Annotated in this window: 12 protein-coding genes; all 12 read left to right on the forward strand. The window is 32.8% G+C overall.

The annotated features are described in order from the left end of the window. The first annotated feature begins 250 nt into the window (after positions 1 to 250). The 12 genes from dnaA to rplI all read left to right on the forward strand — a co-directional run bounded on the left by dnaA (position 251) and on the right by rplI (position 12,815). The gene (gene dnaA / locus BHY08_RS00005; protein ID WP_071455927.1) at positions 251 to 1,591 is read left to right on the forward strand and encodes a chromosomal replication initiator protein DnaA; all 1,341 of its coding nucleotides are present in this window, start codon (positions 251 to 253) and stop codon (positions 1,589 to 1,591) included. Positions 1,592 to 1,751: 160 nt separating this feature from the next. Then, complete coding sequence (dnaN, locus tag BHY08_RS00010; protein ID WP_071455928.1) at positions 1,752 to 2,882, forward strand: DNA polymerase III subunit beta; 1,131 nt, start codon at positions 1,752 to 1,754, stop codon at positions 2,880 to 2,882. 89 nt (positions 2,883 to 2,971) lie between these two features. Beyond that, on the forward strand, positions 2,972 to 3,448 hold the full coding sequence (locus tag BHY08_RS00015) for a glutathione peroxidase (RefSeq protein WP_071455929.1): 477 nt from the start codon (positions 2,972 to 2,974) through the stop codon (positions 3,446 to 3,448). Between the two features lie 347 nt (positions 3,449 to 3,795). Further along, complete coding sequence (gene yaaA, locus BHY08_RS00020; RefSeq protein WP_071455930.1) at positions 3,796 to 4,029, forward strand: S4 domain-containing protein YaaA; 234 nt, start codon at positions 3,796 to 3,798, stop codon at positions 4,027 to 4,029. Between the two features lie 2 nt (positions 4,030 to 4,031). Further along, positions 4,032 to 5,165 (forward strand): DNA replication/repair protein RecF, encoded by a 1,134-nt coding sequence (gene recF / locus BHY08_RS00025; protein WP_071455931.1) that lies wholly within the window; start codon positions 4,032 to 4,034, stop codon positions 5,163 to 5,165. Next, positions 5,155 to 7,101, forward strand: coding sequence for a DNA topoisomerase (ATP-hydrolyzing) subunit B (gyrB, locus tag BHY08_RS00030; protein ID WP_071455932.1), 1,947 nt, complete (start codon positions 5,155 to 5,157; stop codon positions 7,099 to 7,101). Before recF ends, gyrB begins: the two co-directional genes overlap by 11 nt. 17 nt (positions 7,102 to 7,118) lie before the next feature. After that, the gene (gene gyrA / locus BHY08_RS00035; RefSeq protein ID WP_071455933.1) at positions 7,119 to 9,632 is read left to right on the forward strand and encodes a DNA gyrase subunit A; all 2,514 of its coding nucleotides are present in this window, start codon (positions 7,119 to 7,121) and stop codon (positions 9,630 to 9,632) included. A 74-nt stretch (positions 9,633 to 9,706) separates the two neighbouring features. Next, positions 9,707 to 10,132 (forward strand): hypothetical protein, encoded by a 426-nt coding sequence (locus BHY08_RS00040; RefSeq protein ID WP_071455934.1) that lies wholly within the window; start codon positions 9,707 to 9,709, stop codon positions 10,130 to 10,132. 965 nt (positions 10,133 to 11,097) lie between these two features. Further along, positions 11,098 to 11,397 (forward strand): 30S ribosomal protein S6, encoded by a 300-nt coding sequence (gene rpsF, locus BHY08_RS00045; RefSeq protein ID WP_071455935.1) that lies wholly within the window; start codon positions 11,098 to 11,100, stop codon positions 11,395 to 11,397. Between the two features lie 43 nt (positions 11,398 to 11,440). Further along, entirely contained in the window at positions 11,441 to 11,965 is a 525-nt protein-coding gene (gene ssb, locus BHY08_RS00050) for a single-stranded DNA-binding protein (protein WP_071455936.1), read from the forward strand. A gap of 19 nt (positions 11,966 to 11,984) precedes the next feature. After that, a complete protein-coding gene (gene rpsR, locus BHY08_RS00055) occupies positions 11,985 to 12,224 on the forward strand; it encodes a 30S ribosomal protein S18 (RefSeq protein ID WP_071455937.1) in 240 nt (79 codons plus the stop codon). Positions 12,225 to 12,362: 138 nt separating this feature from the next. Beyond that, positions 12,363 to 12,815 (forward strand): 50S ribosomal protein L9, encoded by a 453-nt coding sequence (gene rplI, locus BHY08_RS00060; protein ID WP_071455938.1) that lies wholly within the window; start codon positions 12,363 to 12,365, stop codon positions 12,813 to 12,815. Positions 12,816 to 12,831 lie beyond the last annotated feature (16 nt).

Consider the following 12,831-nt stretch of genomic DNA (forward strand, 5'->3'; position numbering starts at 1 on the left):
ATTTAAAAGTTATCAACAAGCGTTACTTAACCTGTTAATAACTGTGATGAAATATTATAAAATTAACGTTTGTATTTGTGTATATCTTGTTAATAAATAAATTAAAAAAAAGATATGCACAAAAAAAAACAAGCTGTGCATATCTTTTATTAAGACTTGATAATAAAGTATCCACAACTAAAAAATTCAGTGGAAAACTTTTTTTTTTAGTGCTAGAATATAAAAGACTATATGAGTTAGGGGGATAACTATGCCCGATTTTAATTTTATTTGGCAGGAACTTGTTGAAAACTATCGTAAATCACTAACTTCTCCAAGTTTTAGTGCCTGGATTGATCCTGCAAAACCGATTAATTTGCAAAATAATATATTAACAATCGAACTACCATCAGATTTACATAAAAATTACTGGGAAAAAAATTTAGCTGCAAAAATTGTAGAAACTGGTTTTGAATTAACAGGTGAAGAAATTACGCCTGTTTTTATTATTCAAGACGATGAGCCTATTGTAACCAAAACACAAAAAGATTCTCCTGTAGAATTACCAAACATTGTCAAAAAAAATAGTAAAAAAGCGTTACTAAACTCTAAATATACCTTTGACACCTTCGTCATAGGAAAAGGAAATCAGATGGCTCATGCGGCTGCATTAGTTGTTTCAGAAGACCCTGGAGCCACATATAATCCACTATTCTTCTATGGTGGTGTAGGACTAGGGAAAACACATCTAATGCATGCTATTGGACATCAAATGTTGGCAAATAATGTTGACGCTAAAATAAAATATGTTACAAGTGAGTCATTTGCAAATGACTATATTAATTCAATTAAAAACAGTACTTCTGAAGATTTTAGGCAAGAATATCGTAATGTAGATTTACTACTAGTTGATGATATTCAGTTTTTTGCTGATAAAGAGGGGACACAAGAAGAATTTTTCCATACATTCAATACACTTTATAACGAGGGTCATCAAATTGTATTGACTAGTGATCGTTTACCAAATGAAATTCCAAAATTACAAGAGCGATTGGTATCAAGATTTGCTTGGGGATTATCAGTAGACATAACACCTCCTGATTTAGAAACGCGTATTGCCATTTTGCGTAAAAAAGCAGATGCAGAAGGATTAGAAATTCCAGACGATACATTATCCTATATCGCTGGTCAAATAGATTCAAATATACGCGAATTAGAAGGTGCCCTAGTACGTGTACAAGCTTTTTCAACAATGAAAGGGCAAGATATTACAACTAGTCTGGCTGCTGATGCATTAAAAAGTTTAAAACCTTTGAAAGAAAAAAGTGAATTATCTATTTTAGGTATTCAAGAAGAAGTATGTAAGTATTATCATCTGCAATTAAAAGATTTAAAGGGAAAAAAACGTGTCAAAACCATCGTTGTTCCTAGACAAATCGCTATGTATTTATCTCGTGAATTAACAGATAATTCTTTACCAAAAATTGGTGCAGAATTTGGTGGTAAAGATCATACGACAGTCATACATGCACATGAAAAAATTCAACAGTTAATTGAAAAAGATATAACTATACAAAAAGAAGTAAATGATATTAAACAAAAACTTCTTTGAAAAGCTGTGGAAAAAAACAAAATTTAATATTAATTTATCCACAGTTTTTCAACAAGCTGAATCCTTTACCAGTTATCCACAAAAAAGGTTTTTCCACAGTATGAACAGCACCTACTACTACTACTATTTTATATAATATTAATTAAAAGGAGATCTCTTAATGAAAGTTACCCTAAATAGATCAGCATTTTTAGAAGAATTAGCTACAGTTCAACGAGCTATTTCAGGTAAAACAACTATTCCTATTTTAACGGGAGTAAAATTAACGATTACAGAATCAGGTTTAACTCTTACAGGAAGTAATGCTGATATATCTATTGAAACATTTTTAAATGTAAATAATGAAAAAGCGAATATGTTAATTGAATCAACTGGCTCTATTGTAATTCAAGCTCGCTTTTTTAATGAAATTATCAAAAAATTACCCGAGCAAACATTAACATTAGAGTTAATAGAAAATAATCAAGTCATTATTACATCAGGTAAAGCTTTATTTAATGTTAATGGATTAAATGCAGAGAGTTACCCTCAATTACCTATAGTAGATGATAAAACAAGCTTCAAATTACCTGCTAGGGTATTAAATAAACTAATTAGCGAAACTGTTTTCGCAGTATCTTCTCAAGAAAGTAAACCAATACTCACAGGGGTACATTTAACATTGAATAACAGCCAATTGCTAGCTGTGGCAACAGATAGTCATCGACTAAGTCAACGAAAAATTGAATTAGATAATGTAAATCAAGTATTTGATGTCGTTATTCCTGGAAAAAGTTTACTCGAATTATCACGTTCTTTTAAAGATGAAGAAGAATTAGTTGATATATCTATAATGGATAATCAAATTTTATTTAGAACAGAAACTATGAACTTTTATTCTCGACTATTAGAAGGTAATTATCCAGATACAAATCGATTAATACCTACAAGTTTTAATACAGAAATAAACTTTAATGTTTCTAATCTTTTATCAGCAATAGATAGAGCATCTTTATTGTCTCATGAGGGTCGAAATAATATAGTCAAACTGTCAATTGATTCAGAGAATGTTACTATATATGGAAATTCACCAGAAATTGGAAATGTAGAGGAGAAATTATCTTACTTAGAAGTTGAAGGAGAACCTATAGTTATATCTTTTAATCCAGATTATATGAAGGCATCATTAAAATCATTTGGTGATATTGATATTACAATTCGTTTTATTTCACCTATTCGTCCCTTTACACTACAACCTAAAGATGGAGACATTGAATTTATTCAATTAATTACCCCTGTCCGAACTAATTAAATATGAATTCCTCACTTATAACGTGAGGTTTTTTTTATAAAAAGATCAAATTTAACGGAATATAAAGAGATTAAAAGGAAGGTAATAACATGACTATTTATGATTATATTGCCACATTGGATAGTGGTGAAACTTACTCTATGGAACGATATAAAGGAAAAGTGATGGTGATTGTTAATACAGCTACTAAATGTGGTTTAGCTTCACAATTTAAGGAGTTAGAAGAAATTTATCAAACATATAAAAATCAAGATGTTATTGTATTGGGATTCCCATCAGATCAGTTTCATCAAGAATTAAAAGATAGTCAAAAAGCAAGCCAAACTTGTCGAATGACGTATGGAGTAAGTTTTCCAATGCATGAAATATCCAAAGTTAATGGAGCATATGCCAATCCAATTTTTGATTATTTAGTTGAAGGAACATTTGGTTTTTTAGGTAATAAAATCAAGTGGAATTTTACAAAATTTTTAGTAGATAAAAATGGAAATGTCGTAAAACGTTTTGCACCTACAGATAAGCCAGAAAAAATGATTCCTTATATTAATAGCTTACTTGAAGAATAATTTTATCAGTCATTCTTTCAAATTCTAAAACAAAGTATTGATCACTTCGATACTTTGTTTTTTTATTAAAGTAAAAATGCGTATGAAAAGCAAATTACTTTCGCATATCTAAATTCTAACACAATCCACTTCATTTAATTTAATAAATAACTTTTATTCGTTCTGTCGAATTTTATAAAAATATTCATTATTTTACGTTCTAAGAGATTTAGGCTTAAAAATGATAAAAGTATCGATTTATTCTATATATGCTTAAAAAACGATTTTACCAAAGAAAATTTGTTTTTAGGTTGTAAAAAGGGTATAATGTAAGTAACGGTAAATTGAAACAGAGAAGGTGAAAATTTGTGAAAAAGGCATTTAAATTAAAGACAGAATATATGACTCTTGGTCAATTTTTAAAAGAAGTTGATGTGATTTCCAGTGGTGGAATGGCTAAGTGGTTTTTACAAGAGAATACAGTATTTGTAGATGGAGAACCAGAAAACCGTCGTGGAAGAAAACTATATGCAGATATGATGATAGAAATACCTGATGTAGGTACTTTTTTTATGGAAAAAAATACATCGGATGAAGAATAATCATGCAGCTTAATCAAATTGTCTTAACAAATTATCGTAATTATAATCAGTTAACACTAGATTTTTCACCTAAATTAAATGTATTTGTAGGAGATAATGCACAAGGAAAGACAAATTTATTAGAAAGTATTTATGTTTTATCACTAACAAAGAGTCATAGAAGTAATCATGAAAAAGAGTTAATTCAATGGAATAAAGAATTTGCTCGAATTGAGGGGAATATCAGTAAAAAAAATGGGGACATTGATTTAACGATGATTGTTTCTAACAAAGGTAAAAAGACAAAAGTAAATGGATTAGAACAGACCAAATTAAGCCAATATATAGGCTATTTAAACGTCATATTATTTGCCCCTGAAGATTTATCCTTAGTGAAAGGCTCACCTCAACATCGTCGAAAATTTCTTGATATGGAAATTGGACAAATCAACTCACAATATTTGCATCACTTAAGTAATTACCAATCTGTTTTGAAACAGCGCAACCAGTATCTAAAAAAATCAGCTTATAATAAAACACATGATGCAGTGTACTTAGATGTATTGAATGAACAATTAGCACAAGAAGGAAGTTTTGTGCTCTTTTCACGTTTGTATTTTATTGGATTATTAGAGAAATGGGCAAATACAATTCATGAGAGTATTTCATATGGTAAAGAAAAACTCAACATTACTTATAAAACATCTCTAGAGTTGACAGAAGAGATGACTCAAGAAGAGCTATTTCATTTACTCATGAAAGAATTTAAACAATCAGAAGCAAGAGATTTAGCTCAATTAACAACAAGTGTTGGTCCACACAGAGATGATTTAGTTTTTATGGTTAATGGACAAAATGTTCAAACTTATGGTTCTCAAGGTCAACAACGAACAACAGCTTTGAGTGTTAAGCTAGCGGAAATTGAGTTAATTAATGATGAAATTGGTGAATATCCTATTTTATTATTGGATGATGTTTTAAGTGAATTAGATGATGCAAGGCAAGTACAATTGATGGAATTTATTGATAATAAACTCCAAACATTTTTAACAACAACGAGTGTGTCGCATTTAAATGATAAATTAAACATTAAACCCGAAGTATTCTATGTAACAAATGGAGAAGTAGAAAGGATGAGTGAAGACGTTGACGGATAAACAAGTAAACAAAGGCCAAGCTTCAGCATATGATGCAAGTCAAATTCAAGTCTTAGAAGGATTAGAAGCGGTAAGAAAGCGCCCAGGAATGTATATTGGATCGACCGGTCCACAAGGTTTGCACCACTTAGTATGGGAAATAGTCGATAACTCGATTGACGAGGCGTTAGCAGGGTATTGTACAGAAATTAATGTCACGATTGAAGAAGATAACAGTATCACAGTCAAAGATAATGGACGTGGTATTCCAGTAGGGATTCAAGAAAAAACGGGACGACCAGCTGTTGAAACCGTCTTTACAGTCTTACACGCTGGAGGAAAATTTGGCGGTGGGGGTTATAAAGTCTCAGGTGGTTTACATGGTGTAGGTTCATCCGTTGTAAATGCTTTATCTGAATCACTTAATGTTAAAGTTCATGTTGATGGGAAAATTCATCATCAAGAATTTAATCGAGGAAAAGTCGTAGATGACTTAGAAGTAATTGGTGAAACAGACCATCGCGGAACAGTTGTTAACTTTAAACCGGATGCTGAAATTTTTAAAGAAACAACCATTTTTGAATATGATAAATTAGCAACACGTATTCGTGAATTAGCATTCTTAAATAGAGGATTACGTATTAGTATTACTGATAAACGTGTGAGTCCTGAAAAAGAAGAATCTTACTACTACGAAGGTGGGATTAAGAGTTATGTTGAGTATTTAAATGCTGGGAAAACAGTTCTTTTTCCAGATCCAATTTACACAGAAGGTGAACAACAAGATATTAGTGTTGAAGTAGCAATCCAGTACACTGACGATTACCATACTAATTTGTTGAGTTTTGCTAATAATATCCATACCTATGAAGGGGGAACACACGAGTTTGGTTTTAGAACTGCTTTAACACGTGTGATTAATGATTATGCAAAACGTCAAAAATTATTAAAAGAAAATGACGAAAATTTAAGTGGGGATGATGTACGTGAAGGAATGACAGCTGTTATCTCTATCAAACATCCAGAACCACAATTTGAAGGACAAACAAAAACAAAATTAGGTAACTCTGAAGTAAGAACAGTTACAGATCGATTATTCTCAGAAGCCTTTAATAAATTTTTATTAGAAAACCCTGATGTAGCAAAACGTGTCGTTGAAAAAGGGATTTTAGCATCTAAAGCTCGTTTGGCAGCTAAAAGAGCACGTGAAGTAACACGACGTAAGGGAGCTCTTGAAATTAGTAGTTTACCTGGTAAGTTAGCTGATTGTTCAAGTCGTGATCCTGAGAAAAGTGAATTATATATTGTCGAAGGGGATTCTGCGGGAGGCTCAGCAAAAACTGGTCGTGACCGTAAGTATCAAGCCATTTTACCTATTCGTGGGAAAATCTTAAACGTCGAAAAAGCAAGCATGGAAAAAATATTGGCCAATGCAGAAATTCGTTCACTATTTACAGCAATGGGAACGGGGTTTGGTGGCGATTTTGATGTATCAAAAGCACGTTATCATAAATTAATTATCATGACCGATGCCGACGTCGATGGGGCACATATTAGAACTCTTTTATTAACGCTATTTTATCGTTATATGCGTCCAATTGTTGAAGCTGGATATGTTTACATTGCTCAGCCGCCATTGTATGGGGTAAAACAAGGGAAAAAAATTACATATATTCAACCAGGAAAAGATGCCGATGAGAGATTAGCACAAGCAGTTGCCGATCTTCCAGCAACACCAAAACCAAGTATTCAACGTTATAAAGGTCTAGGAGAGATGGATGACCATCAATTATGGGATACAACAATGGATCCAGCCAAACGTACAATGTTACGTGTAACAGTTGAAGATGCTGCTAAAGCAGATGCTGTATTTGATATGTTGATGGGGGATAGAGTAGAACCCCGTCGTGAGTTTATCGAGGCCAATGCACATTATGTTAAGAATTTAGATATTTAAGTAAGGGAGATACGTTCATGTCTGAAGAAATCAGAGAAAATATTCAAGATGTTAATTTGACACAAGAAATGGAAGAATCCTTTATTGATTATGCCATGAGTGTTATTGTGTCTCGTGCGTTACCAGACGTAAGAGATGGACTAAAACCTGTTCATCGCCGTATTTTATATGGGATGAACGAAATGGGCGTGACACCTGATAAGGCTCATAAAAAATCAGCACGTATCGTTGGGGATGTTATGGGTAAATACCATCCTCATGGTGATAGTGCGATTTATGAATCCATGGTGCGTATGGCTCAACCATTTAGTTACCGTAATATGTTAGTTGATGGGCATGGTAACTTTGGCTCTGTCGATGGTGACGGGGCTGCCGCGATGCGTTATACGGAAGCTCGTATGAGTAAGATTGCGATTGAAATGTTACGCGATATCAATAAAAATACCGTTAATTTCCAAAAAAATTATGATGAAACTGAAAGAGAACCAGAAGTATTACCTGCACGATTTCCTAACCTTCTAGTTAATGGGACAACTGGTATTGCGGTTGGTATGGCGACGAATATACCACCGCATAACTTATCTGAAGTTATTGATGCGTTGAAGTTGTTGATGGATAATAAAGAAGTAACAACGAATGAATTAATGGAAGCTCTACCTGGTCCAGATTTCCCAACTGGTGGACTTGTTATGGGGAAATCTGGTATTCGTAAAGCTTATGAGACTGGTAGAGGCTCAATTATTGTTCGTGCTAAAGTAGATATTGAAGAAAAATCTAATGGCCGAGAACGCATCATTGTAACAGAAATTCCATATATGGTGAATAAGGCTAAACTAGTTGAACGTATTGCTGAGTTACATCGTGAAAAACGAATCGAAGGTATTACTGATTTAAGAGATGAATCATCACGTGAAGGTATGCGTATTGTCATTGAGATTCGTCGAGATACAAGTGCATCTGTTGTGTTGAATAATTTATACAAATTAACCTCACTACAAACAAGTTTTGGTTTTAATATGCTAGCCATTGTTAAAGGTGTACCAAAAGTTTTAGGATTAAAATCAATTCTAGAATATTATCTAGAACATCAAAAAGAAGTCATTGTTCGTCGTACAGAATTTGATAAACAAAAAGCAGAAGCACGTGCTCATATCTTAGAAGGATTGAGAATTGCGTTAGATCATATTGATGAAATTATTAAAATTATCCGTGCATCTGATTCTGATGATGTGGCAAAAGCAACTTTGATGGAGCAGTTTGATTTATCGGATAGACAATCACAAGCAATTTTAGATATGCGTTTACGTCGTTTAACCGGTTTAGAACGTGAAAAAATCGAAGCGGAATACCAAGATTTATTAGTATTAATTGCTGATTTGAAAGACATATTAGCTAATCATCATAGAGTACTTGATATTATTTCTGAAGAACTTGATGAAGTTCAACGTAAATATGGTGATGAAAGACGGACTGAATTACTCGTTGGAGAAGTATTAAGTCTTGAAGATGAAGATTTAATTGAAGAAGAAGATGTGGTTATCACATTAACTCACAATGGCTATATTAAACGATTGCCAAGTACAGAATTCCGTACACAAAACCGTGGTGGACGTGGTGTTCAAGGTATGGGTGTACATGATGATGATTTTGTTGAAAATCTCTTATCATGTTCAACTCATGATACGTTATTATTCTTTACTGACACGGGTAAAGTATATCGTGCTAAAGGGTATGAAATTCCTGAGTATGGTCGTACTGCGAAGGGAATCCCAGTGATTAACTTATTGGGGATTGATTCATCTGAAAAAATCGAAGCAATCATCAATGTTGAAGGAAAAGCTGATTCTAACCAATACCTATTCTTCACAACTAAGCTAGGAACGGTAAAACGTACTTCAGTTCAAGAATTTGCTAACATCAGGACAAATGGATTGAAATCTATCGGCTTAAAAGATGGGGATTCATTAATCAACGTAGCCTTAACTGATGGTGATGATACAATCATTATTGGAACTAATTTAGGCTATTCAGTTACCTTTAAAGAAGAAGCAGTGCGTTCAATGGGACGCAGTGCTGCTGGAGTTCGTGGTATTCGTTTAAGAGAGAATGATTATGTTATTGGCATGGATATTTTAAAACCAGACATGGAAGTATTAGTTATTACTGAAAATGGTTACGGTAAGAGAACACATGCTAAAGAGTATCCAATTAAAGGTCGTGGTGGTAAAGGGATCAAGACCGTCAATATTACTGAAAAAAATGGTCATCTTGTCGGCTTAACAACTGTTAGTGGCGAAGAAGACATCATGTTAGTAACGAACAAAGGTGTTATCATCCGTTTTGAATTGAATTCAGTTTCTCAAACTGGTCGTTCAACCCAAGGTGTCCGCTTGATTCGTTTAGAAGAAGATGCTTTAGTATCTACTATGGCGACAATTGAAGTTGAAGAAGATGAGGAAATTATTGTTTCAGAAGAAATTGAAATTGAAGTCACAGAAGAAGTAGAAGAAAAAAATAATTCTGAAGAATAAAAGTAAAACCATTCAAAATATACTGTATTTTGAATGGTTTTTTTACAAAAAAGTTTAAATAAAGGGGTGTATAAATGACTGAAGTAGGATTTATAGGACTAGTTTTTATAGGAGTGATTTGTTTTATTATATTTGTAAGCATGAAAGAACGCCGAAGATATCGACAAATGATTCAAAAGAGATGGGAAAAAGATCCATCTTCGTATTGCTCTGCAAATGAGGAGTACTTGACTGAAGCAACGTATTACCTACTTAGCATGATGAATAGGAAAGACAATGTTAATTCAGCTACTTGGTATGATTTAGACATGCTCTACTCCTCTTTAAAGTCAGTGGAATTAGACTCACCACATCATTATATTGTAGTGGAAGAATGGCAAGACTATCTGGGAAAAAATAATGATGTTAGGGAAGAACTGCAATATCAATTGAATCAATTAGGAAAAAAGGTAAACGCAAATGGGATTTATTATTATTTTTCTGATGATACCGCCCCCTAAAATTGGTTTAGGAATTTCATTGCATCAATAATTTTCAATGTAGTTTTTTATTTGATTTATAAAGCAAAACTAGGGATGGAATTAACAATGTTACCTTATTTTGTCCAAACAATAGGTATATCGGTGAAATTATCTAAGCTGTCTTTCATTGAAGATAAATTCAGGCCACTAATTAATCCTTTAGAGTTAGTATTAAAATATGGATTTTTTTCAGAATAAAATCAGGTAGTGAAGTAGAAGTCTTGATAGAATTAATCTCAGCGATGTTTTTATTACTTTTTGTATCATGTCAATTGGTGGATAAAAAATTTAGACAACATTAAGATAAGTTACAGGGATCATGTTTATTGTAAGGGAAACTAGATGCTAATTGTGGTGTTTTAAATTTTAGACAGATGAATGAAGACGATTGGTGTAAACCAGATTTTTCTAATGAGACATCCATTGAGGTAAAGTTGTTAATTCATCCTTTGATTCAACAACCAGTTGCTAATTCGTTTGATTGTCATAAAATAGTCCTTATAACGGTCTTTAACGCTTCTGGAATAATAATTAGGTATTAGTTGTATTCTCTCTCAGACGTTAAATATGGCCTTATCAGATGAGTTCAAGTTAAGACCTGGTCTAGTTATGCCATCTATGGGGTCACCGATATTATTTCTGAAGGTGATGGTTGTTTCATGTCTGAAATAAAGTCATTAAACGAGATGATTGATAGTGTCACTAAGGGGTGTTTTAGCTATTGTTGGGTTTCCTAAAAAAATTACACAGAATACCACTCATGATATTAAACAATTTGAAGAAACAGCTCATTGGCAAGAAGTCGATTAAAATAAAGATATTATAAATTTATATTGCAATGAATCATTTAAAAGTGTATAATTTAATACTGTGAGTAAATGAAAATTTACTCTCCTTGTTCCTTATAAATAAGGAACCTTTAGTCCATAAGGAGGTGAAAATCAATGAGTCAGGTATCAAATTATGAAATCATGTATATAATTCGTCCTAACATTGATGAGGAAGCAAAAAATGCTCTAGTAAATCGTTTCGATTCAATCTTGAAAGATAACGGAGCAGAAGTTTTGGAATCTAAACAATGGGAAAAACGTCGTTTAGCTTACGAAATCCAAAATTTCCGTGAAGGTATCTACCATATCGTTAAAGTTTCTTCTACAGATGCTGCAGCAATCAATGAATTTGATCGTTTAGCAAAAATCAATGATGACATTTTACGTCACATGGTTGTTAAAGAAGAAAACTAATAATGTTTCACGTGAAACATTTATAACGAAAGGAGATTAACCAATGATTAACAATGTTGTATTGGTAGGTAGACTTACTCGCGACCCAGATTTGAGATATACGTCAAATGGTTCTGCCGTAGCCACTTTTAACTTGGCTGTTAATCGTAATTTTACTAATCAAAGTGGAGAACGAGAAGCAGATTTTGTTAACTGTGTGATTTGGAGAAAACCAGCTGAAACTTTAGCAAACTATGCTAAAAAAGGAACTCTTTTAGGAGTTGTTGGTCGTATTCAAACAAGAAACTACGAGAATCAACAGGGACAAAGAGTGTATGTGACTGAAGTGGTTTGTGAGAATTTCCAATTATTAGAATCTAAAAACGCATCAAGTCAAAGACAACAACAATCTGGTGGCTTTGATAACAATGCTGGTGGATTTAATGATTTTTCTCAAAATAATCAAAATACACAATCATCATTTGGCCAATCTTCAAGTAATGACATGCCGAACTTCGATCGTGATAACAGTAATCCATTTGGAAACTCATCATCGATAGATATTTCGGATGACGATTTACCATTCTAATAATAGAGGAGGGCATAAAATGGCAGCTCAACAAAGAAGAGGCGGACGCCGTCGTCGTAAAGTATGTTACTTTACAGCTAACCATATTGATCATATTGATTATAAAGATGTTGAATTATTATCACGCTTTGTTTCAGAACGTGGTAAAATTTTACCTCGTCGTGTGACAGGTACATGTGCTAAACATCAACGTAAATTAACGATTGCAATTAAACGTGCAAGAATTATGGGATTATTACCATTTGTTAGTGAAGACTAATTAAAATCAATCAAAAGACATTCATTAGAATGTCTTTTTTTGTTTCACGTGAAACAATGAAGAATAGTTTAGAAATACGATGGATTATGGTAAAATGATAAGAGTATATAACTAGAATCATTAGGAGAGTGTATATAGATGAAAGTTATCTTTTTAGAAGATGTTAAAGGAAAAGGAAAAAAAGGAGAAGTGAAAGATGTTGCTGTAGGGTATGCACAAAACTTCTTGATAAAAAAAGGATTAGCTAAAGAAGCAACTTCTCAAAGTTTAAGTGAATTAAAAGGAAAAGAAAAAGCTAAAGCAAAAGAAGATGCTGAGATTTTAGAGGAAGCAAAACAATTAAAAGAAAAATTTGAGTCTGAAGGTTTTGAAGTTATTATAAAGTCAAAAGCCGGAGAAGATGGACGCTTATTTGGATCTATTCCTTCAAAACAAGTTGCAGATGGCTTACAAAAGCAACATAAAATTAAGGTAGATAAACGTAAAATTGAAATGGAACAACCAATTAAATCTTTAGGATATACAACTGTTCCAGTGAAATTACATAAAGAAGTGGTCGCAAAACTACGTGTTCATGTTGTAGTTGAGTAGCCGGAAATTGAGGGTT

Source organism: Vagococcus teuberi (genome assembly GCF_001870205.1).
Lineage (GTDB): Bacteria > Bacillota > Bacilli > Lactobacillales > Vagococcaceae > Vagococcus > Vagococcus teuberi.

What these genes read in the sequence shown, in the direction of transcription:
- dnaA (WP_071455927.1), top strand. Translation starts at nt 251, where the DNA reads ATGCCCGATTTTAATTTTATTTGGCAGGAACTTGTTGAAAACTATCGT.
- dnaN (WP_071455928.1), top strand. Translation starts at nt 1,752, where the DNA reads ATGAAAGTTACCCTAAATAGATCAGCATTTTTAGAAGAATTAGCTACA.
- BHY08_RS00015 (WP_071455929.1), top strand. Translation starts at nt 2,972, where the DNA reads ATGACTATTTATGATTATATTGCCACATTGGATAGTGGTGAAACTTAC.
- recF (WP_071455931.1), top strand. Translation starts at nt 4,032, where the DNA reads ATGCAGCTTAATCAAATTGTCTTAACAAATTATCGTAATTATAATCAG.
- gyrA (WP_071455933.1), top strand. Translation starts at nt 7,119, where the DNA reads ATGTCTGAAGAAATCAGAGAAAATATTCAAGATGTTAATTTGACACAA.
- BHY08_RS00040 (WP_071455934.1), top strand. Translation starts at nt 9,707, where the DNA reads ATGACTGAAGTAGGATTTATAGGACTAGTTTTTATAGGAGTGATTTGT.
- rpsF (WP_071455935.1), top strand. Translation starts at nt 11,098, where the DNA reads ATGAGTCAGGTATCAAATTATGAAATCATGTATATAATTCGTCCTAAC.
- ssb (WP_071455936.1), top strand. Translation starts at nt 11,441, where the DNA reads ATGATTAACAATGTTGTATTGGTAGGTAGACTTACTCGCGACCCAGAT.
- rpsR (WP_071455937.1), top strand. Translation starts at nt 11,985, where the DNA reads ATGGCAGCTCAACAAAGAAGAGGCGGACGCCGTCGTCGTAAAGTATGT.
- rplI (WP_071455938.1), top strand. Translation starts at nt 12,363, where the DNA reads ATGAAAGTTATCTTTTTAGAAGATGTTAAAGGAAAAGGAAAAAAAGGA.